The organism is Dyella sp. KRB-257 (assembly GCF_049445995.1).
In the GTDB taxonomy this organism is placed as follows: Bacteria; Pseudomonadota; Gammaproteobacteria; order Xanthomonadales; family Rhodanobacteraceae; genus Dyella_A.
Genome location: NZ_JBMSDZ010000006.1, coordinates 47,225 through 66,767, shown reverse-complemented (window position 1 = coordinate 66,767; position 19,543 = coordinate 47,225). Strand labels below are relative to the sequence as shown.

The following is a 19,543-nucleotide window of genomic DNA, read 5'->3' as shown; positions in this document are numbered from 1 at the left end:
ACTCGCCTCGACGCGCCGCGTGGCGAGGAGGCATGATCGAACGCCCTTCCCCGATACGCCCGACCCGCATGTCCGCCATCGACCTCTCCCGCGCCGCCCTGATCGTGATCGACCTGCAGCCGGACTTCATGCCCGGCGGCGCGCTCGCCTGCCACGAAGGCGACGCGATCGTGCCCGGCATCGACGCGCTGCTGCGTGCGCGCCGCTTCGGCCACGCAGTCGCCACGCAGGACTGGCATCCGGCCGGGCACGTCTCCTTCGCCAGCTCGCACGCGGGTCGCGCGCCGTTCGAGAGCATCACGCTGTACGAGCAGCCGCAGACGCTGTGGCCGGAGCACTGCGTGCAGCGCACGCCGGGCGCCGCGCTGCACCCGGACGTGGACTGGTCGAGCGTGGACGCGGTGATCCGCAAGGGCAGCGACCCGCGCGTGGATTCGTACAGCGCGTTCCGGGAAAACCACGGCCCGGCCGGCACGCGCCCGCCCACCGGACTGGCCGGCTGGCTGCGCGAGCGCGGCGTGGACGAGGTCTACCTGTGCGGCCTGGCGCGCGACGTGTGCGTGCTGTGGAGCGCGCAGGACGCCGCGCGGCTGGGCTTTCGCACCCACGTGCTGTGGGAGCTGTGCCGGCCGGTGACGCCGGCCGGCGATGCGCCCACGCGGGCGGCCATGCAACGCGATGGCATCGGGCTGGCCGATGCCGCCGCCCTGTCCACCTGACCTGTCCATCTGACCTGCCCACCTGACCTGCCTGGAACCCTCGCCATGCACCGACACATCCGCTGGATGCTCTGCGCGCTGCTGCCCGCCGCCCTCGCCGGCTGCGCCACGTCGGCACCGCGCGCCGCTCCGCCGCCCGACCTGCGCGTGATGACCTTCAACGTGCGCACGCCCTCGGCCGATGGCGTGAACGTGTGGGAGAACCGTCGCGAGCTGTTCGTGCGCACCGTGCGCGATGCCGACCCCGACGTGTTCGGCACGCAGGAGCTGCACAGGCGGCAGGGCGATTACGTGGTGGCGAAGCTGCCGCAGTACGCCTGGTTCGGCGAGGGCCGCCGCGGCGGCGAGGGCGACGAGCACATGGGCGTGTTCTATCGCCGCGACCGGCTGAAGGTGATCGCCTCGGGCAACTTCTGGCTGTCCGACACGCCGGACGTGCCCGGCAGCATCAGCTGGGGGCACCCGTATCCGCGCATGGTCACCTGGGCGCTGTTCGAGCGGAAGGCGGACGGTCGCCGCTTCTATTTCTTCAACACCCACCTGCCCTACCGCGACCGCGACGAGCCGGCGCGCAGCAAGGGCGCCCGGGAGATCCTGGCGCGCCTGCAGGCCTTGCCCAAGGGCGTGCCGATCGTGCTCACCGGCGATTTCAACACCACGCCGGCCAGCGAAGCGCACGCGCTGCTCACCGGCCTGCTCGTCGACGCGCGCACCAGCGCGCCGGAGCATGCCGGCCCGGACAACACCTTCCACAATTTCACCGGCACGCCGACCAAGCGCATCGACTGGATTCTCACCCGCGGCTTCACCGCACTGCGCGCCGACACGATCACCGCGCACGAGGGCGCGGTGTACCCGTCGGACCATTTCCCGGTGCTGGCGGTGCTGCGCTGGAACGCGTCCGCCGCGGCCACGCCGTGACGACCCGTCGCGGGATCCGAGACGCCGCCTCGCCATAGTGCGCGGGCCGCTTCGGATCCCCTCCGACACCGGCTCCGTCCATGGCAGTGGTCGGTTCAAACCCTTGGCCGCATCGATCGCCTCGACGCGGCCCTTTTCGTTTACCGCCAGCTGATCTTCGAGATCACTGGGAACGAGGAGCCGCGGGAACGAGGAGCCGGTGGACTGGAGCGCGCTCGGCCGAGCGCACTGCCGCTGCCCGCGCGAACGGGCAGCGGCGGTGCGTGGACTCAGATCGCGAGCCACACGTAGAGGAAGGTCGTGTTGTTGTCGCTGGCGCGGCGGCCGGCGCCGTCCACGTTGTGCACGCGACCGCTGAAGCGGGTGAACCAGGTGTATTGCAGGCCCACGCGCACGTTGGCAAAAGGCCGCGCCCACGAGTCGGCGTGGCCGAAGGGATTCCAGTCGGCCTCCAGCATGCCGCCGCGGGTGTCCGGCTTGCCGTCGTTGCCGTACAGCAGCGGATCGCGGCGGCCGTTGTCGGCAAACAGGTTCACCGTGGCGCCCCAGGTGTCCTGATACCAGTAGCTGGCGGCCAGGTTGAGCGCGCTCAACCGGCCGGTATGGTAGGTCGACGCACCGGAGGCGTATGTCGCGTCCAGCTTCTGCCGCTCGCCCACGTACAGCGCATTGACCGTCATCCGATGGTCGCTGCCGAAGGCGCGCTGGTAGCTGGCATCCAGGCCGAAGTCGTCGAAGCGGTCGGTCGGCCCGGGCTGCGCCACCGCCTGACCCGCCGCGTTCACGCCCGGCAGCCCGCGCCGCGCGTGCAGGTAGAAGCCGCCCGTGGTGAGTTCGCCGGCTGGCAGGCTCCAGGTGTAGGCGAACCGGGCATACGGCGCGGTGGAGGCGAGGCGACCGTCGAAACCGGCATTCACCTTGCGCAGGAACGACGGCGACAGCGAACGGTAGGCGCCCACTTCGCCGTACCAGCGGCCGTCGAGCTGCAGGTAGGCGTTGACGCCGATCACCTGGCCACCGAGGCCGCCGAACAGCATCGGCATGGCCGGCGCGCCGGGGGCGAGGTCGGCGGACATGTACGGGTACTGCCAGGCCGGCGCGGTGTTGAACACGTCGGTGACGGTGGGGTTGTTGTTGAGCGACACGCCCCAGATCGCGTTGTGCTTGCCGGCGTTGAAGCTGTTGGCGTAGCGCACATCCATGTTGTCCCAGCCGAGCAGGCCACCGTTCTGCGAGTAGGTGGCCTGCGCGAACGCGCCCACGTGCTCGCTCAGGCGGCCGGCGAGGAACACCGAGGCCTGCTGCAGTTCGGTGTTGTCGTTGCGGCTGAAGCCGCTGGCGGGCGGATCGACCTGCGCCCTGGCGGTGTGCGTGAACGACTCCACCAGCATCGCCGACAGCGGCACGTTCGCGCCGTTGCCGGTCTTCATGGTGTAGCCCATCAGCTTGAACTGGCGGCCGAAGGCGGTGAGCTGCGGGCCGAAACCGCCGACATGGCAGGCCGTGCATGGCAGCTGGGTCTGGCGTGCGAACGAGGGGACCGCTTCCACGCGCCGGGCGAGCAGCCCCAGCCCCAGCATCATCAACCCGAGCAGCGCGGCGCCGGCACCGGCGCGACGGCCCGGGGTGCATCGGAACAGCGGCGAGACTTTCATGGCGATTCCTCCAGCATGATGTCGCACATGGCGGCGACGTTGCACGCAGGATCCTCGCCGGCCATCCGACCCGCCTTGACCGCAGTCAAGTGCCGTCCACGTTCGCAGTTTCCTGCGCGTGGCCGTGCATGGCCGGTGCCACCCCGACCATGCGCATCGCGGCTCAGCGGGCGGCGGCGTCCGGCTTGTCCACGCGGCCGCCCTTCATCACGAAGTCGACGTGCTCCAGCACGCTCACGTCCTTCAGCGGATCGCCCTTCACCGCCACCAGGTCGGCGTACAGGCCCGGCTTGATCGCCCCCACGCGGTCGCGCCAGCCGAGCAGGTCGGCGGCGTTCCAGGTGGCGGACTGGATCGCCTGCATCGGCGTCATGCCCCACTGCACCATCTTGGCGAACTGCCTGGCGTTCCAGCCGTGCGGGTAGACGCCGGCGTCGGTGGCGAAGGCCATCTTCTCGCCGGCCTGCACCGCCTTGCGGAAGTTCTCGCGCTGCACGCGGCCGACCAGCTTCTCCTTGGCGATCTGCGCCGGCGGCGTGCCGAGCTTGGCGTATTCGGCGAGGATGTAGTCGTCGTTGTAGATGTCGAAGTCGAGGTAGGTGCCGCGCGCCTTGGCCAGCTTCAGGCCCTCCGCGTCGATGAAGCTGCAGTGCTCCACCGAGTCCACGCCGGCGCGGATCGCCATGTCGATCGCCTCGGCGCCGTGCGCGTGCGCGGCCACCTTCTTGCCCCAGCGGTGCGCCTCGTCGACGATCGCGTCCATCTCCGCCTGCGAGTACTGCGGCGCGCCCACCGAGGCCTCGTTGCTGAGCACGCCGGCGCTGGCCATGAACTTGATCACGTCGGCACCGCGCTTGACGTTCTCGCGCACTTTCGCACGCACCGCGTCGACGCCGTCGGCCACCCCGCTGGGACCGCCGAAAGTGATGTCCGGCGAGAATCCGGTGCTGTCGTCGGCGTGGCCGCCGGTGGAGCCGATCGCCACGGTGGCCACCAGCATGCGCGGGCCGGGAATCTGGCCGCGATCGATTGCGTCGCGCAGCGCCACGTCGATATAGGCCGGCGCACCGACGTTGCGCACCGTGGTGAAGCCGGCGTCGAGCGTGCGCCTGGCCAGGGTCGGCGCCAGCACCGCGTCGTCCATCGCGCTGCGGGTGAGCGCGTCGCGGTAGTAGTTGCCGGTGCTGGTGGTGGGGTCGGAGGTGAGGTGCACGTGCACGTCGATCAGGCCGGGCAGCAGCGTGGCGTCGCCCAGGTCGATCACGGTCGCACCGGCCGGCACGTCGGCGCCGGCGCGCACCTCGGCGATGCGCTCGCCCTTGATCACCACCACCACCGGGCCGCGCTCGCGGCCGGACTCGGTATCGATCCAGTGCGCGGCCTTGACCGCGGTGAGCGCTGCCGGCGGCGCGGCGGGCGCGTCCTGCGCGACGCCGGCACCGGCGGCGAGGACGAACAGTGCGCCGGCGCACAGCGCGCGACGGAAGGAAACGGGGCGTACGGACATGGGCGGTTCCTGCGCGGGAAAGGTCCGGCGACTCTACCGGCGCGCGCGATCCCGCGCATCGATACGTTGGTCGGCATCGGCCGGCCCCGCGCTACACTGCGCGCCCCATTGCGGAGACCGTCCATGGCCGAGCGCACCCTCGATCGTCATCACGTCCGCTCCGGCGCGACGCGCGAAGGCTCGCGCTACACCGCGTGGCTGGCGGTGACGCCAATGGCCGGTGGCTTCCCCGTGTACTTCGCGATCTGCGAGAACCGCAGCTTCCGCGAGCTGGACGTGGCCGAGGCGGCCGCAGCAAAGGCGCTGGACGACCTCGTCGGGCTGGAGGACGACGGCACCCCGGTGTTCCCCGAGGGTTATACCGGCTTCGACGACGACGCCCCGGCGAGCGCGGCCGACTGAGCGGCCGAGAAAAGTCGACCGCCGCAGCGAGCGCGCCACCGGCACGGGCATTTGGCGACGGTCGCAGCAGGCGGTCGATTTTTTCTCAGCCTCTCAGCCGGCCTCGCTGGCCAGCCGCAGGTTGATGCCCAGCGCGGTGGCGATCTCGCGCATCGGTTCGGCATCGCGGCTCAGGGTGATCCAGCCGGCGTAGCCGGCGGCGGGGCTCTCGTAGATCCAGGCGGTGTAGCCGTGTTCGAGCAGGCGGTCGCAGGCGGTGGCGAGCAGGTCGGCCGGCTCGCGCTCGTCGAAGAAGCCGTCGTCGTCGGGATCGCCGTCCCATTCGATCGCCAGGTTCCAGCGCGCGGCCAGTTCGTTCAGCGCCTGCACCAGCGTGGGCGCGTCGTCGGCGCGGAAGCCCGAGCTCCAGTCGATCACCTCGCCCACCGTTTCCACCGCGTCGGCACCGTCGCCGGAATCGGCCTGCACGTCGCGCCAGGCGGCGAACTGGCGCAGCGCGGTGTCCTCGTCGCCGGGGTTGATCAGCGCCAGCAGCCGCCACACCTGGGCCTCGACCGGATCGTCGTTCTCGTCAAAGGCATCGTGGCCGTGATCGTCGTCGTGCATGGGGATCGGCTACGGTGGGGGCGCTCATGGTGACGCAGCCGCACGCGCAGCGGAAGCGTCGGCGGCTCAGCGACCACGTTCGATCGCGCGCCGCGCATAGAGGCGGCGGTCGGCCTCGGCCAGCGCCTGGTCCAGCGAGACGCCGTGGCCGAAGGTGGCCGCGCCCAGGGTGAAGGCGATCGGCGAGGTAGCGGCGATTGAAGCAGCCGGTGAGCGGATCGCGGATGGCCGACTCGCGCAGCGAACGTTCCAGCGCCACGCGCTCGGTGATGTCCTGCGCGTGGCCGAGGATGTACGGCTCGCCGGACTGGTCGTCGAGCACGTTGTCGTCGAGCACGTTGTGGTACTGCCACATGCGCACGCTGCCGTCCCTGTCGAGCAAGTCTGCGGCGACCATTGCAGTGGGTTGGTGCCCAGGTCGAGCATCCAGCCACCGATGTCGGCGAGCCGACCGGTGCGATCGAGCAGCACTTCGCGCTCCAGCGAATCCAGCCGCAACTGCAGTACCTCGGCCGCCACCTGACCAGTGCGCGCAGCAGCTCGCGCTGCATCGGCGTGCCGAGCGCCAGGGCGGCCGCTTCGGCCAATCCATCGAGCAGCGGCTCGGGCGCGCTATCGGACGCCAGGCGCGCGCAGCCGCGCGAGACGATAGGCTTCGTTGTCCGGCCTGGACACGGGCATGACCGGCATTATCCGCGTGCGCTGCGTGACGATGGTCCACGCGCCGCTCCGGGCACAACGCGATCGCAGGCGCAGGTGTCGACGTGCAGGGTCATCGCAATGGGTTGCGATGGCTGGCCAGGAAGTCGCGCAGGAAGGCCTGCCGCGCGGCGCCGCGATCGATCCCGGTGCGGGTGTCGGCGTCGATGGTCTGCCGCGTGATGCCGCCGCGGGATTCCCTCACCGCCGGCCACGCCGGCAGGCCGGCCCGGTTGGGATCGCCGCGGCGCACGAACTGCGCGAAGTAACCCTGCATGGTGCGCGACACCACGCGATCGACCGGCGTCCACGCATACACCGCGTTGCCGTCGAGGTTGCCCAGCGCGTATTCGATCTCGCCGCTGTGCACTGCGCCGGTGTCGGGCCGCTCGCCCGGCGCGGGATGGTACCTGGCCGGGCGCGGATGCGCGTAGTAGTAGAAGTAGACCGGCTGGCCGCCGCTTCGGCGGTGCAGCTCCATCCAGCGCCAGGTGCTGTGCGCGATGAACAGGTCGCCGGCCAGCGCGGTGGCCGAGCGCTTCACCTCGTCGGCGGTGGCGCCGGGATACAGCCGCAGCGCCTCGGCGGCGCGGTCGCCGAACAGCGCATCGAGCGCGGCACGATAGTTGGCCGGCGTGGGCGGGCGGTCGTGCAGGATCGCCGGGTAGAAACCCTCCTGCGAGTTGGACCCCAGCAGCAGCGGCACCTTCGCCTGCTCGCCATGCGCGAAGGTCTCGGCCGGCGCTTCGGTGAGGAACAGGCCGTCGACGTCGGGGGCGAAGTCGAACGCCGGTCTGGCCTGCGGATCGGTGGCCTGCAGCAGCGCTTGCGCCGGCATCGCACGCAGCGCGTCGATGGAGTCGGCGTGCAGCTGGGCCATGAACGCGCTGCCGGTGGCTTCGGCGGCCGCGCGTGGCTGCGGGGCGATCGGGGCGATCAGCGCACCGCTCTCGCCGATCGCCCCGGCGATCAGCTGCCGGCTCAGCGGCGAGGTCATCAGCGCGCTCACCGAGATCGAGCCGGCCGACTCGCCGGCGATGGTGATGCGCGCCGGATCGCCGCCGAAGCGCGCGATGTTGTCGCGCACCCAGCGCAGCGCGGCCACCTGGTCGAGCAGGCCGTAGTTGCCCGTCGCATGCTGTGGCGATTCGGCGGCCAGGCCGGGCGCGGCGAGAAAGCCGAACACGCCCAGCCGGTAGTTCACGGTAACCGTCACCAGCCCCTTCGATGCCATGCTGGCGCCGTCGTAGCGCGGCTCCGATCCGTCGCCCGCCACGAAGCCGCCGCCGTAGAAATACACCAGCACCGGGCGTTTCGCCGCCGCCGGCGCGGCGGGGGTCCACACGTTGAGATACAGGCAGTCCTCGCTCATGCCGCGCGAGCGGAACACCATGTCGCCGAACAGCGGCAGCTGCATGCAGCGCGGGCCGAACGCGGTCGCCTTGCGCGGCTCGTTCCAGCCGGCGACCGGCTGCGGCGGCTTCCAGCGCAGCGGCCCGACCGGCGCAGCGGCATAGGGAATGCCCAGGAACTCCTGCAGCGCCACGCCGCTGACGGTGGCCGTCTTGCCCACCAGCGGCCCACCGTTCACCGCAACGTGCGGCGCATCCTGCGCGATGGCCGGGCCGCAGGTGGCAAGCGCCAGCAGCACGACGGCCAGGCGGGAGGGACGAACTGACGCAGGACGCAGGCGCATGGCAGGGGTTCCGGACGGTGGGCGGATGCCCAAGCCTAGCCGAGCTGTGCCGCGAGCTGGAGCCCAGCTGCGGCATCGAGGCGAGCGACGGACGGTGTCGATCGTCACCGACAGCGACGAGGAGTGGGGCTCCGACCACGGCCGCGGCCAGTGCCTCACCGGCGGGCTGTAACCGCGCACGATCGCGGGCGGCGCGCGCTCAGCAGCAGGTCGGCGCCGGCCGCCTGCAGGCCTCGCGCGGCCTGCGCCAGCTGCGCGCCGGCCGCGGCCCAGTCGCCGGCGCGCTGGCAGGCCTCGATCTGGGCGAAGTCCACACTGTGCAGCAGCAGTCTGACCGAGTGCAGCCCGCCCAGGCGCTGCTTCACCGCCTCGTTGATCAGGCGGTAGTAGGGAATGGTCGATTCCCAGCTCATGCCGCCGAGCAGTCCGATCGTTTTCATGGCAATCCGTGATGCGTGTCGAACGAAAAAGTCAGTGGCGCCGCGGCGGGTCGGCCAGCGGCGCACCCATCGCGGTCTGGATCTCCTCCAGCCCCAGCCCGCGCGTCTCGATGCCGGTGCGCGCCAGCATCACCGCGGCGGCGAGCATCGGCAGCGCAATCAGCGCCGCGGCCAGCGCCAGATGCTCGAAGCAGCCCAGCACGCCGAGCCCGGCACCGAGGATGCCACCGAACTTGGAACTGGCCGCGATCACCCCCGCGCCGGTGCCGCGCAGGTGCACCGGATAGATCTCGGCGGCGTAGGGAATCAGCATGGCGATCACCCCGCTCACGCTCACCAGCAGCGCTGCGGTGGCCGCCGTGGTGAGCTGCGCCGAACGCAGATCGAGCCATGCCATCGCCATGAAAGTCAGCAGCGCCGCCGCCGTCAGCGCGATGAACAGCACCAGCGAACGCACGCTGCTCCAGCGGTGATAGAGCCACACCACCACGCCGATGCCGGGCAGCGCGATGAACGCCGAACGCGCCAGCAGCGCGCTGGCGCCGGCCGGGTCCACGCCCAGCTTCACCAGGTTCACCGGCAGCCACAGCAGAAATCCGAAGTTCACCAGTCCCCACGCCGTGCCGCACACCATCAACCCCCAGCTGATCGCCGCGTGCCGCCCGCGCAGCAGCTGGCGCAGCCCGGCCACGGGATGCTGCTCGTCGACGATCGGCGCACCCGGATGCGCCGCATCGTCGACCTCGATCGCCTGCGCGCGGGCGCCGGCAAAGCGCAGCAGCACCGCGCGGGCCGCCGCTTCCATGCCCGCGTTGGACAGGAAGCGCGGCGACTCGGGAATCCAGCGGTTGAGCAGCACGATCAGCGCGCCGGTAGGCAGGCCCAGCAGCCACAGCGCGCGCCAGCTGAACAGCGGCTCCAGCACCGCCGCCGCACCGGCGGCGAGCAGGTAGCCGGCCGAGGTGCCGATGCCGCCCAGCGCCACCAGCAGCCAGCCGCGATGGGCCGCGGGAATCGCCTCGGCCATCAGGGTGAAGGCGATCGGCAGCAGACCGCCGGCCGAGGCACCCATCAGAAAGCACATCACCAGGTTCCAGCCGAACGACGGCATCGCGCCGCAGATCGCCGTGCCCATGAACATCAGCGCCGACAGCAGGATCGCCGCGCGCCGGCCGAACACGTCGCCGATGCGTCCCCACACCACCGAGCCCACCGTGGTGCCGGTCAACGCCACCAGCGCCAGCCAGGCGCCGCTCTCCTGGCTGATCGCGTACTCGCGCGTCATGCCGGGCATCACGAAACCGAGCGTGGCCGGCTTCATCACGTCCACCGCCAGCGCCACCACCAGCACCAGCACCAGGGTCCAGTGCTCGCGATTCAGCGGCACGCCGTCGGCGAGATGGAAACAGGCGCGGTTGCGCGAGCCATGCAGCGTGCGCCGCACCTGCTCGATGCGCGGCGCCAGGCCGTAGGCGGCCAGCGCCAGGCCCAGCGGAATCATCGCCATGCCGGTCAGCATGGTCGCATCCATCGGCATGCCGGCCAGGCGGTAGTGCATCGGCGCCCCCATCAGGAACATCGGCACATGCGCCAGCACCCCGGCCACCAGCAGCACACAGCCGGCCCAGAACGCCAGCGGATGGTGGAACGAAATGCCGTCGGTGCGCATGCCAGGGCCGGGGAACGAGGAGGCGACAGGCTAGCAGCCTGTCGGGCTTTGCTGGTCGAGGCGAGAAGTCGGCTGTGCGAGGACAGATTTTCGACGTTTCGCCGGCCCATAGTGGTGCTATGGGCCAAGAAGCGGCGGAAATAGGGACCGCACAGACGGATTCGCAGCCCGGCCGACCAAAGCCCGACAGGCTGCTGGCAGAGCGCCGTCGGCAGGCGGCGCTGGCGCGACAAAGTGAAAAGGTCCCGAACGGGGCCTTGCGGGAGTGGAACGTCCGCGGCACAGCGGGCACGACAAGGATGCGGACACGCGCCCCGGACGGCACTGGCCCGGGACACCGCGCGGCGGCCTGTCCCGGGAAACTTCGACGTGGCGGAGCTACCAGGTTGCCGGCACGTGATCGAGCGACCAGCGCTGCAGCTGCGCATGCAGATCGGCGATCACCGCCTCGGCCACGAACGCATCGGCATCGCGCAGGGTGTCGAAGCGCATCACCGGCTCGTCGCTGACCAGGTCATAGACGACGAAGCCATCCCGGTGGTTGCGCACGTCCAGCATGAGGGTCACTCCAGACAGAAAAAGCGCCCGGGGCACGGGCGCCAAAAGGCGGGCAATCGGGGGCGGCTGCCCAGCCATGCAGCACCCCGTCCGTCGGTTCCGCCAGGCATTCCGAGCCGGTCACTTGCACCAGGAAGCCTCGAAAAACCGCTCTTTGTTCGTCATTCCCGCGAAAGCGGGAATCCAGTGTCCTTGAGGGCCTTGGAGTCACTGGATCCCCGCTTTCGCGGGGATGACGAGCCTGATTTCGAGTTTTTCGAGGTTCTCACCAGACATCCGGCCGGCCTTGGTGCCGACTCGCGGGGTCGGTGCAGCATGCGCTCACGGCGAGGGGGGCTCCCATCGGCTATTGACTGACGTCGATGTAGGCCATTTCTGACGCACGGATGTGGCGAGGCGCCGGCAGCCGCAATGCGAAGCCCTGCCTCAGCCGCGCGACAGCGGCGTATCCGCCGCGATCTCCAGCGCCTGCAGCGACACCTGCTTGCCCGCGCCCAGCGTCTGCGTGCCCACTTCGCGAAAGCCCAGGCCGGCGTGGCATCCCGAGTCTGCATGCGGATTCCGGGTATTTTGAGGAGAGTGCGCGCCTTCGTCGGCCGCGGACCAGTAAAGCGATCGGCAGGAGTGGCGCCGACGCGTGATGCCGTCCGACCCAGCGGGCAGCACGCGGCGAGCGCCAAGGTCAAGCGGTCTGTATCGATGGCGCGGGGGTGCCGCGCCATCGCCCTGCCCCGCGCGTGCCGATCAGTGCCTGAGCAACGCCGTCAGCCGGTCGAGCCTGGCGCGATAGCGGTCGAGCACGCCGGCGGTGATCGCGGCGTAGCGGTCGGCCTCGGCCCAGCGCCGTCCCTCGATCGCCTCGCGCACGCCGGGCACGGTCTTCACGCCGTAGCCGGTGAGCATGCCCGGCGCGTAGATCATGTGCTGGAACCACGGACGTCCGGGCAGGCCGGCGGGACGGGTCAGCGCCTGCTCCATGCGGGCGATCTGCGTGTCGAGCGCGTGTCGCTGCGCCGCGGGCATCGTGAAGCCGCCGGCGGCGCGGCGCGCGTACGCCGCATCGAAGGCCTGCGCGCTCTGCCTGAGGCGTTTGGCGGCGAGATCCAGCGGCGCCAGCCGGATCGCCGGCATGTCCGAATCGCGCGCCGGCGGTTGCACCGGGCGGGTCGGGTCGCTGGCCAGCTGGTAGGCGTGGCTGTCGAGCAGCCGGTGCTGCGCCAGCGTGGCCTTGCGGGTGCGATCCACCAGCGCGTGCAACTCGCCCACGTAGCGATCCAGCGTGCGGCTGAAGTCGCCGAAGCGCAGCGGCAGCACGTTGGCATCGGCCGCGCGCAGCACGATGTGTCCGGCCACTTTCGACAGCGCCACGCCGTAGGCGAAGTCCGGATCGCCGAAGCGCAGGTAGTGATCGAACGAGTCGTAGCGCGAGTGGTAGATGCCGGCGTCGTCGTCCTCGCCGCCGAAGCCCAGGTTGAGCGAGGCGATGCCAAGGTGTTCGAGGAAGGCGCTGTAGTCCGAGCCCGAGCCCAGCGCGCCGATCGGCAGATCGCCGCCGGCAGCGGCCAGCTTGGCATCGGCCTTCGCTTCGGGTCTGGCCTGCGCGCCTGCGCCATCGAGCTGCATGCGCGCGCGCAGGCGCTGGCCGACGCTGGCCTGGGTTTCCGGATCGGTCACGCCGTCGATCACCTGATTGACCAGATGCTGCAGCGAGTGGCTGCCCTCGGCGCCCAGGAAACCGCGGCCGTTGGTGTCGGTGTTGACGTACATCACCGCCTTGGCCTGGAGCTCCTGCGCATGCGTCTCGGCCCATTCGGTGGAGCCGATCAGGCCCGGCTCCTCGCCGTCCCAGCTGGCGTAGACCAGGGTGCGCTGCGGCCGCCAGCCCTGCTTCACCAGCGTACCGATCGCCTTGGCCTCGGCCATCAGCGCCACGTTGCCGGCCAGCGGGTCCCACGCGCCGAACACCCAGGCATCGTGGTGGTTGCCGCGCACGATCCACTGGTCCGGCTCACTCGCGCCCTGCATCACGGCGATCACGTCGTATACCGGCTGCTGCGTCCAGTTCGACTTCACCACCAGGTGCGCCTTCGCCGCGCTGGGGCCCACGTGATAGGTGAGCCCGAGCCCGCCGCGCCAGCCGCCGGGCGCCACCGGGCCGCCCAGCGCGCGCAGCAGCGGGGTGGCGTCGGCGTAGGAAATCGGCAGCACCGGGATCTTCAGAATGGTGGCCGCGTCGGCGATCGACAGCCGCTTGGCGTCCGGCGTGGAACCGATGCCGGGGGTGAGCGGGTCGCCGGGGTAGAGCTGCATGTCCTGCACCGAGCCGCGCTGCACACCGTCGGCCGGGCGCCAGCCGCCTTGCGGATAGGCATCGCCCTGCACGTAGCCGTCATCGTGCGGATCGGAATAGATCAGGCAGCCGACCGCGCCGTGCTGCTGCGCCAGCTTGGGCTTGAGTCCGCGCCAGCCGCCGCCGTAGCGGGTAAGCACGATCCTGCCGCGCACGTCGATGCCGCGGCGGGCCAGCTCCTTGTAGTCGTCGGGCATGCCGTAGTTGGCGTAGACCACCTCGGCGGTCACGTCGCCGTCGCCGCCGTAGACGTTGTAGGGCGGCAGCGCGCCGTCGCGGATGTCCGAGGTGGCATCGCCGGCCACCGCCGGCTCGCTCAGCCTGGCGGTGTACGGCTGCAGACCCAGCAACTGCAGCGCCACCGTTTTCGGCGTGGGATAGAGCACGTTGAAGGTCTCGATGTGCGCATCCCAACCCCAGGCGCGGAACTGCGCCAGCATGAACTCGGCATTGGCCTTGTCGTGCGGCGCGCCCACCTGGTTGGGGGCGGCGGACATCTGCTTGAGCCAGGCGCGCTGGTCGGCCGGATCGAGCAGGGCGTCGAAGCGCTGCTCCAGCTGCCGCTGCGCGCTCGCCGCGTCGGTGCTGAAGCCGAACATGGCCTCCGGCGCGGGCTTGCCGTCCCCGGCCGCCAGCGCCGGGCCGAACGCGGCCATCAACGCCGCGCTGAGCAGCAGCGGCCGCCAGGTGATTCGCATCATCGGAACTCTCCCCTTCTGGATGCATCGTCGCGCCCCGACCGGTGCGGCCTGCGCGGTCTGCCGGATCGCGGCAACCGCTCGGTTATACACGTCGGCGCGGCGAACTCAACCCGGCCGGATGCCGGCGGCGGCCCGCGCACGATCATGGGCCAGCGCGAAATCGATCGCCGCGCATACCGCCGCCACCTGGGCGTCGTTGCACTGCGCGGGGGTGGCGCGGGGGCTGTCGGGGTAGACCTCGGTGGTGGTGGTGTAGCGCGCGTGGGTGATGCCGGCGCACAGGCCCAGCTCTTTCAGCGGGTACCGGATCACGCCGGGAGCCATCATCGGCGAGCCGATGATCTCGCCCTTCGCGTCGGCCGGTGCGATGTGGGTAACCCTGGCCACCGCCTCGATGATCGCCTGCTGGAACGCCGGCTGCGGGTTCTCGGTGTCGTCCACCAGGTAGAAGCCATCGGGAATCTCGCCGGGCTCGTACGCCACGCCGTCGCGGGCGGCCAGCGCGGGGCGGAATTCCGACTCGTCGCTGTCGGTGGTTTCGTGCAGGTCGATGTGCATGAGCACGCGCTCGCGCAGCGGTGCCAGCAGCCGCAGCAGCGCGGCCGATTCCTGCGCCGGGCTGGGCTCGCGGAACGAGCGGTTGGGATCGATCGCATCCGGGTTCCAGCGGTGGATGCGCTCGTACGCCCACGGGCTCACGCAGGGCACCACCAGTAGGTTCACGCGGCCGGCGTAGCGCGCCGCGTCGCGTTCCAGAAACTGCAGCGCGCCGTGCACGCCGCTGGTTTCGTAGCCGTGCACGCCGCCGGTGACCAGCATGGTGGGGCGTTCATCGCGCCAGTCGCGGCTGCGCACGGCATACAGGGGAAAGCGCTCCGGCGCATAGTCGAGCGTGCCGTATTCGCTGACGTCGAAACGGCTGCGCAGGCGCTCGATCGCGGTCAGCACGTCGTCGGCGTAGCTGCGTTGGCGGGTCTGCCGGGCGCGCCAGGCCGCCACCTCGGCAGGACCCCAGACCACGCCGGGCGTGCCGATCGGATAGGCAGAAAGGGGCTGGCTCATGCGTCGCTCCGGGTAAGGGAAAGCTCCGGACTTTAGCATCGGCCTCGCGCTGAGTTTTCCCGATTCGCGACAGCCCAGCTTGCCGCTTCAAATGCGAATGCCTATCATCTGCTGAGCGCCACAGTCGCCTCGCCCGCAAGGATCCTCGCGTTGAAGCCAGACCGTGGCGTTGATGACGCGCGCCACGCTGGAGGATCTCGCCCCGATCATCGGCGCAGCTCCGGAAGACCTGCTCGGGCAATTGCAGGCTCGCGGCTACAAGGCCAATTCCACCCGCGACACGCCTGGCGACATCGCCCGCGCCTCGGCGCTGCCGGCGAACGAGGTGCTGTTCGCGCTGATGCCGCCATCCGGCGGCAAGTAGTTGCGCCGACGAAGGCCGCCAAGCGCGCAACACCACACTAGAATCCCCGCTTCGACGAGGTTCGCGAGGGGATGGGGCATGGCGCAGATCGGCGACCGGCGCATACGCAGCGTGGTGATCGTGGGCGGCGGCACGGCCGGCTGGATGGTGGCCGCCGCGCTGGCGCAGGCGCTGCAGGGCAGCTGCCGGATCGAGCTGGTGGAGTCCGAGCAGATCGGCACCATCGGCGTGGGCGAGGCCACCATTCCGCCGATCAAGCTGTTCAACCAGACGCTCGGCATCGACGAGAACGCCTTCATCGCCGCCACCCAGGGCACCTTCAAGCTCGGTATCGAGTTCATCGGCTGGGCGCATCGCGGGCACCGCTACTTCCATCCGTTCGGCAGCTACGGCGCCGACTTCGACAAGGTGCCGCTGCATCACTACTGGCTGCGCGAGCGCATGCGCGGCGACCGCACGCCGCTGCAGGACTACTCGCTGGCCTGGGTGGCCGCGCGCGACGGCAAGTTCTCGCCGCCCTCGTCCGATCGTCGCCAGGTGCTTTCCACGCTGGACTACGCCTACCAGTTCGACGCGGGCCTGTACGCGGCGTTCCTGCGCAAGTACGCCGAGGCGCGCGGCGTGCGGCGCACCGAGGGCCGCGTGGTGGCGGTGGAACTGCGGCCGGAAGATGGCTTCATCGAGCGCGTGCGGCTGGAGGGCGGCGGCGCGCTGGAGGGCGACCTGTTCATCGACTGCAGCGGCTTCCGCGGCCTGCTGATCGAGGAGGCCCTGCACGCCGGCTACGACGACTGGCGCCACGCGCCGAATTCAACCGCCTCACCGCCCTGGAATACGAGCGCATCCGCGACTTCCTGATCCTGCACTACCACGCCAACCAGCGCGACGAGCCGATGTGGCGGCACGTCGCCCGCATGGACATTCCCGAGCCGCTGGCCTACAAGCTCGCGCACTTCCGCGGCCATGGGCGGCTAGCCGCCGAACCGCTGGAGTTGTTCCAGAACTCCAACTGGCTAGCGGTGATGGCCGGCCAGGACATCCACCCCGAGCGCTATGACCCGCTGGTGGACCTGCGCACCCAGGTGGACGCACCCGCACGGCTGGCCAGCCTGCGCGAGGTGATCGCCGAGGTCGCCGCGGCCATGCCCACACAGCGCGAGTACATCGACCGCCATTGCCGCGCGCCGGCGATCGGCTGAGGCCACACGCCAAGGTCGGGCAAGCCTGGCGGCGGCCGAAGCCGCCACGACGACCCGACGAACGACGTACCTACTTGCCCGGCGCGGGCGGCGGCGGGGCACCGGCCGGCAGCGGTTCGAGGTCGAAGCTGATGGTGGTGATCTTCGCGTCCAGCCCCTTCACCACGTCGGCGGTGAGGTCGTTGCTGGTATTGCCGCCGAGCACCGCGTCGCGGTTCAGCAGCAGACCGCAGCGATGGCTCTTGTAGCTGGCCGCGATGAGCGGCTGGGCCTGCGCGCCGATGCGCTCCATCGCCTTGGCCTGGGTAAAACGGACGCGCTCGGTCAGTTCACCCGCCTTGCCCTGGAACGCCTGCATGCGCTGCTGCAGCGCGCCGCCCTGCTGCTTGCGCTGCTCCTCGCTCAGCTTGGGGGCGTTCGCCTGGAAATTTTGGATGTCGGTATTCAGCGGGGCACGCTCGCTGGCGAGCTGGTTGCGCGCCTGCGACGCCAGCTGGTTCAGGCGCTGCGTGGCCGCCTGGCCCACCTTGGACTGCGCGAACACCGCCTCGCGCGACAGCATGCACAGCCCCGGCACGGCATTGCCGCCTAGTTCGTCCGCCGCGCGCGCCGACGACGCCGGCAGGGCGGACAGGCCGATGGCCGTGATGAGGGAAGCGGCAAACAGGGAACGGGAAGCGGTCATGGCGAGTCATCCAACGGGAGTGAACGGGAATCTTCCATCGACGCCTGCGGCGCCCGGAGGTTCCCGAGCATAGCGGGCGGTGGACGCCGGCGTGACACCCTCATCAACTTGCCTGCACAGACTGGCACGAACGACAAAGGCTGAGAAAAAAATCTCCCGCCTACTGCGTCTGCGTTTCGATGTCCCCGACACCATCGCATCCGCCATGTTCGTGCTCGGCGATCACATCATGCCCACGCGACGTTTACGGTTGATTGCGGTTCATTCTCCACGCGCAGGCGCGGGTTAGCCTGAAAAAATGCCATCTGCGCGCGAGGGGCGCGATGCAGATGCACCCGGCATGGCCTGAAGTACGCGATGACCCCTCTTCGCTACGGGCCCGATGCATGAGGAGACGACCATGACATTCCAAGCCGCACGCGTTGCATTCATTCCCCTGTGCCTGCTGGGGATCGCGCTGGGAGGCTGCTCCCAGTACGTCAAGAAGACCGACTACGACGCCGCCATCAGCGAGCTGCGCGCCAACGACCAGAAACAGCAGCAGCAGATCGATGCGCTCACGCAGGACATGCAGCAGCGCTTCGCCAAGTACGACGCCCAGATCACCGCGATGCAGGGCCGCGTCAGCGTCGACACCGCCGCGCACTTCGCCTTCGGCGACGCCACCCTTCGCGACCAGGACAAGCCGCTGCTCGACGACTTCGCCAAGGTGATCGGCCAGCACCATCCCGATGCCGTGATCACGGTGGAAGGCTTCACCGATCCGGCCGGCTCGGCCGCCTACAACAAGCAGCTTGGCCTGAAGCGGGCACAGGCCGTGCGCGACTACCTCGTCGGCACGGGTGGCTTGAACGCCGACAAGGTACGCGCCGTCAGCTACGGCGAGATCGGCAATCGCCAAGTGGCGAAGGGCCAAGTGCGTGACGCCGGCGCACCGAACCGTCGCGTGACACTGGTGGTGGACTTCGCCGGCAGCGAGACGCCGGCATCCTGAGTCACGGCGACGCTGGATGCGGGATCTGCGCGATCCCGCGCCGCCCGGTGAAGAAGGCGCCCGTGTGGCCTTCCTTTTTGCCCGCTCCCGGGGCGGTGGCAAGCCCCCGGTGGCCCGTGATCGCGCCACGTGTCGCACCGTCGGATCGCTGCGCAGGAAACCCGCGGCACACGTCGCGTTACCTGCAGCGTCTGAGCTTTGCGGACCCGCCGATCCACCTCGTCCGCGGCTTTCAGCAGGTGGCGGTCGCTGCGCCAGCGCCCCGCGCGGTAACCGTCAATGCCTCGTGATAGGCGATGTAAAGGTGCTTCGGATCCCATTTGGAGATGCCCAGCTCGCGATGGGTGCGGTCGGTGCACCAGCCGAGAAAAATCCAGCGAGCCGTCCATATTCTTGCGACTCTTGAACCAGCCATTCGCCTGGTGGTACTCCTTCCAGACCGAGTTCTGCGCCTGCGCATAGCCGTAGGCGCTGGAACGTTGCGGCTGAAGCCGCTTCTACAGCACACCCGGCTCCCTGTTGGAGGGGCTTCAGCCCCGACAGGCCTGGCCCGCCTCATCCCGCGACCGGCGCATCCGGCTGCAGCTCCGGCACCGCCGTGCGGAACGCCTCAAGCTCCACGCACGCCGCATGGATGCGCTGCACGTTGGGATACGGGTCAAGCGGAAGCTTCCAGCGCAGCGCGTTGTAGACCTGCGGCACCAGGCAGATGTCCGCCAGTCCCGGCGTGTCGCCGTGGCAGAACGCGCCGGTGGCGACGTTGTCGGCCAGCAGCGCCTCGATCGCCGCAAATCCCTGCGCCATCCAGTGCCGCACCCATTCGGTCCGCTGCGCCTCGCTGGCATTGAACTGGCGCTCCAGCTGTTGCAGCACGCGCAGATTGCCCAGCGGATGGATGTCGCAGGCGACGGCCTGCGCCAGCGCACGCACCCGCGCGCGGCCGCGCGGGTCGACCGGCAGCAGAGGCGGCTCCGGATAGGTCTCGTCCAGGTATTCGACGATGGCCAGCGACTGGGTGAACACGCGTTCACCGTCCTGCAGCACCGGCACCAGTTCCTGCGGATTGAGCGCGCGAAAACCCGCGCCGTGCTGCTCGCCGCCGTCGCGCAGCAGGTGGACGGGCCGGTTTTCCCAGGCCAGCCCCTTGAGTGCGAGCGCGATGCGCACACGATAGGCCGCGGTGGAGCGCCAATAGCCGTAAAGAGCGAGGTCCGAAACCATGCGTGCGTCCTCCGCGGAACGGTGGGTGGAATGCGCGGCAAGCATACCCTTGCGCGGGTTTGCATCGCCGGAAGGCGGCCACGACAATGTGCGGC

The 19,543-nt window shown here is 70.1% G+C and carries 20 protein-coding genes and 1 pseudogene; 7 read left to right on the top strand and 14 right to left on the bottom strand.

Going from position 1 to position 19,543, the window contains the following annotated elements; genetic code table 11:
* Positions 1-68 precede the first annotated feature (68 nt).
* Together pncA and ACO2Q2_RS06410 are read left to right on the top strand one after the other, a co-directional pair.
* Positions 69-719, top strand: a complete 651-nt coding sequence (gene pncA / locus ACO2Q2_RS06415; RefSeq protein ID WP_423254931.1) for a bifunctional nicotinamidase/pyrazinamidase — start codon at positions 69-71, stop codon at positions 717-719.
* Between the two features lie 45 nt (positions 720-764).
* Entirely contained in the window at positions 765-1,640 is an 876-nt protein-coding gene (locus tag ACO2Q2_RS06410; protein ID WP_423254930.1) for an endonuclease/exonuclease/phosphatase family protein, read from the top strand.
* Positions 1,641-1,909: 269 nt separating this feature from the next.
* Here the strand turns inward: ACO2Q2_RS06410 and ACO2Q2_RS06405 are convergent, their stop codons facing one another.
* On the bottom strand, positions 1,910-3,295 hold the full coding sequence (locus ACO2Q2_RS06405; protein WP_423254929.1) for a cytochrome C: 1,386 nt from the start codon (positions 3,293-3,295) through the stop codon (positions 1,910-1,912).
* 163 nt (positions 3,296-3,458) lie between these two features.
* Positions 3,459-4,802: an amidohydrolase family protein gene (locus ACO2Q2_RS06400; RefSeq protein ID WP_423254928.1), complete on the bottom strand. Its 1,344-nt coding sequence runs from the start codon at positions 4,800-4,802 to the stop codon at positions 3,459-3,461.
* 123 nt (positions 4,803-4,925) lie between these two features.
* Here ACO2Q2_RS06400 and ACO2Q2_RS06395 point away from each other — a divergent pair, with 123 nt between their 5' ends.
* A complete protein-coding gene (locus ACO2Q2_RS06395) occupies positions 4,926-5,204 on the top strand; it encodes a hypothetical protein (RefSeq protein WP_423254927.1) in 279 nt (92 codons plus the stop codon).
* Between the two features lie 93 nt (positions 5,205-5,297).
* Here the strand turns inward: ACO2Q2_RS06395 and ACO2Q2_RS06390 are convergent, their stop codons facing one another.
* The 9 genes from ACO2Q2_RS06390 to ACO2Q2_RS06350 all read right to left on the bottom strand — a co-directional run bounded on the left by ACO2Q2_RS06390 (position 5,298) and on the right by ACO2Q2_RS06350 (position 14,985).
* Positions 5,298-5,810, bottom strand: coding sequence for a DUF6630 family protein (locus tag ACO2Q2_RS06390; protein WP_423254926.1), 513 nt, complete (start codon positions 5,808-5,810; stop codon positions 5,298-5,300).
* Positions 5,811-5,876: 66 nt separating this feature from the next.
* The gene (locus ACO2Q2_RS06385; RefSeq protein WP_423254925.1) at positions 5,877-6,329 is read right to left on the bottom strand and encodes a hypothetical protein; all 453 of its coding nucleotides are present in this window, start codon (positions 6,327-6,329) and stop codon (positions 5,877-5,879) included.
* A 253-nt stretch (positions 6,330-6,582) separates the two neighbouring features.
* Positions 6,583-8,205 carry a carboxylesterase/lipase family protein gene (locus tag ACO2Q2_RS06380; protein WP_423254924.1) on the bottom strand — a complete coding sequence of 541 codons (1,623 nt, stop codon included), beginning with the start codon at positions 8,203-8,205 and terminating at the stop codon, positions 6,583-6,585.
* Positions 8,206-8,360: 155 nt separating this feature from the next.
* On the bottom strand, positions 8,361-8,645 hold the full coding sequence (locus ACO2Q2_RS06375) for an aspartate/glutamate racemase family protein (RefSeq protein ID WP_423254923.1): 285 nt from the start codon (positions 8,643-8,645) through the stop codon (positions 8,361-8,363).
* 31 nt (positions 8,646-8,676) lie between these two features.
* Positions 8,677-10,314, bottom strand: coding sequence for an MFS transporter (locus ACO2Q2_RS06370; protein ID WP_423254922.1), 1,638 nt, complete (start codon positions 10,312-10,314; stop codon positions 8,677-8,679).
* 378 nt (positions 10,315-10,692) lie between these two features.
* Positions 10,693-10,872 (bottom strand): hypothetical protein, encoded by a 180-nt coding sequence (locus tag ACO2Q2_RS06365; protein WP_423254921.1) that lies wholly within the window; start codon positions 10,870-10,872, stop codon positions 10,693-10,695.
* Positions 10,873-11,298: 426 nt separating this feature from the next.
* Positions 11,299-11,538, bottom strand: a complete 240-nt coding sequence (locus tag ACO2Q2_RS06360; protein WP_423254920.1) for a hypothetical protein — start codon at positions 11,536-11,538, stop codon at positions 11,299-11,301.
* Positions 11,539-11,616: 78 nt separating this feature from the next.
* Positions 11,617-13,923 (bottom strand): transferrin receptor-like dimerization domain-containing protein, encoded by a 2,307-nt coding sequence (locus ACO2Q2_RS06355; RefSeq protein WP_423254919.1) that lies wholly within the window; start codon positions 13,921-13,923, stop codon positions 11,617-11,619.
* Positions 13,924-14,028: 105 nt separating this feature from the next.
* Positions 14,029-14,985: a M14 family metallopeptidase gene (locus tag ACO2Q2_RS06350; RefSeq protein WP_423254918.1), complete on the bottom strand. Its 957-nt coding sequence runs from the start codon at positions 14,983-14,985 to the stop codon at positions 14,029-14,031.
* Positions 14,986-15,157: 172 nt separating this feature from the next.
* On the opposite strand from ACO2Q2_RS06350, the gene ACO2Q2_RS06345 reads away from it, so the two are divergent.
* The 3 genes from ACO2Q2_RS06345 (at position 15,158) to ACO2Q2_RS06335 (ending at position 16,548) form a co-directional block, all read left to right on the top strand.
* Positions 15,158-15,349, top strand: coding sequence for a hypothetical protein (locus tag ACO2Q2_RS06345; RefSeq protein WP_423254917.1), 192 nt, complete (start codon positions 15,158-15,160; stop codon positions 15,347-15,349).
* Positions 15,350-15,427: 78 nt separating this feature from the next.
* A complete protein-coding gene (locus ACO2Q2_RS06340) occupies positions 15,428-16,207 on the top strand; it encodes a tryptophan halogenase family protein (RefSeq protein ID WP_423254916.1) in 780 nt (259 codons plus the stop codon).
* On the top strand, positions 16,141-16,548 hold the full coding sequence (locus ACO2Q2_RS06335; protein WP_423255079.1) for a tryptophan 7-halogenase: 408 nt from the start codon (positions 16,141-16,143) through the stop codon (positions 16,546-16,548). Before ACO2Q2_RS06340 ends, ACO2Q2_RS06335 begins: the two co-directional genes overlap by 67 nt.
* A 70-nt stretch (positions 16,549-16,618) precedes the next feature.
* Here the strand turns inward: ACO2Q2_RS06335 and ACO2Q2_RS06330 are convergent, their stop codons facing one another.
* Positions 16,619-17,233 carry an OmpH family outer membrane protein gene (locus ACO2Q2_RS06330; protein ID WP_423254915.1) on the bottom strand — a complete coding sequence of 205 codons (615 nt, stop codon included), beginning with the start codon at positions 17,231-17,233 and terminating at the stop codon, positions 16,619-16,621.
* A 400-nt stretch (positions 17,234-17,633) separates the two neighbouring features.
* Here ACO2Q2_RS06330 and ACO2Q2_RS06325 point away from each other — a divergent pair, with 400 nt between their 5' ends.
* A complete protein-coding gene (locus ACO2Q2_RS06325; protein WP_423254914.1) occupies positions 17,634-18,227 on the top strand; it encodes an OmpA family protein in 594 nt (197 codons plus the stop codon).
* Here the strand turns inward: ACO2Q2_RS06325 and ACO2Q2_RS06320 are convergent.
* Both ACO2Q2_RS06320 and maiA read right to left on the bottom strand, forming a co-directional pair.
* Positions 18,110-18,649: pseudogene (locus ACO2Q2_RS06320) on the bottom strand (hypothetical protein); the annotation flags it as partial. The gene ACO2Q2_RS06325 and the pseudogene ACO2Q2_RS06320 overlap by 118 nt on opposite strands.
* A gap of 133 nt (positions 18,650-18,782) precedes the next feature.
* Positions 18,783-19,448, bottom strand: coding sequence for a maleylacetoacetate isomerase (gene maiA, locus ACO2Q2_RS06315; RefSeq protein ID WP_423254913.1), 666 nt, complete (start codon positions 19,446-19,448; stop codon positions 18,783-18,785).
* Between the last annotated feature and the right edge of the window lie 95 nt (positions 19,449-19,543).

Bases quoted from the DNA above. Each gene is read 5' to 3' on its own strand.
- pncA (WP_423254931.1), top strand. From the start codon at position 69: ATGTCCGCCATCGACCTCTCCCGCGCCGCCCTGATCGTGATCGACCTG.
- ACO2Q2_RS06410 (WP_423254930.1), top strand. From the start codon at position 765: ATGCACCGACACATCCGCTGGATGCTCTGCGCGCTGCTGCCCGCCGCC.
- ACO2Q2_RS06405 (WP_423254929.1), bottom strand. From the start codon at position 3,295: ATGAAAGTCTCGCCGCTGTTCCGATGCACCCCGGGCCGTCGCGCCGGT.
- ACO2Q2_RS06400 (WP_423254928.1), bottom strand. From the start codon at position 4,802: ATGTCCGTACGCCCCGTTTCCTTCCGTCGCGCGCTGTGCGCCGGCGCA.
- ACO2Q2_RS06395 (WP_423254927.1), top strand. From the start codon at position 4,926: ATGGCCGAGCGCACCCTCGATCGTCATCACGTCCGCTCCGGCGCGACG.
- ACO2Q2_RS06390 (WP_423254926.1), bottom strand. From the start codon at position 5,810: ATGCACGACGACGATCACGGCCACGATGCCTTTGACGAGAACGACGAT.
- ACO2Q2_RS06380 (WP_423254924.1), bottom strand. From the start codon at position 8,205: ATGCGCCTGCGTCCTGCGTCAGTTCGTCCCTCCCGCCTGGCCGTCGTG.
- ACO2Q2_RS06375 (WP_423254923.1), bottom strand. From the start codon at position 8,645: ATGAAAACGATCGGACTGCTCGGCGGCATGAGCTGGGAATCGACCATT.
- ACO2Q2_RS06370 (WP_423254922.1), bottom strand. From the start codon at position 10,314: ATGCGCACCGACGGCATTTCGTTCCACCATCCGCTGGCGTTCTGGGCC.
- ACO2Q2_RS06365 (WP_423254921.1), bottom strand. From the start codon at position 10,872: ATGCTGGACGTGCGCAACCACCGGGATGGCTTCGTCGTCTATGACCTG.
- ACO2Q2_RS06355 (WP_423254919.1), bottom strand. From the start codon at position 13,923: ATGATGCGAATCACCTGGCGGCCGCTGCTGCTCAGCGCGGCGTTGATG.
- ACO2Q2_RS06350 (WP_423254918.1), bottom strand. From the start codon at position 14,985: ATGAGCCAGCCCCTTTCTGCCTATCCGATCGGCACGCCCGGCGTGGTC.
- ACO2Q2_RS06345 (WP_423254917.1), top strand. From the start codon at position 15,158: ATGACGCGCGCCACGCTGGAGGATCTCGCCCCGATCATCGGCGCAGCT.
- ACO2Q2_RS06340 (WP_423254916.1), top strand. From the start codon at position 15,428: ATGGCGCAGATCGGCGACCGGCGCATACGCAGCGTGGTGATCGTGGGC.
- ACO2Q2_RS06330 (WP_423254915.1), bottom strand. From the start codon at position 17,233: ATGACCGCTTCCCGTTCCCTGTTTGCCGCTTCCCTCATCACGGCCATC.
- ACO2Q2_RS06325 (WP_423254914.1), top strand. From the start codon at position 17,634: ATGACATTCCAAGCCGCACGCGTTGCATTCATTCCCCTGTGCCTGCTG.
- maiA (WP_423254913.1), bottom strand. From the start codon at position 19,448: ATGGTTTCGGACCTCGCTCTTTACGGCTATTGGCGCTCCACCGCGGCC.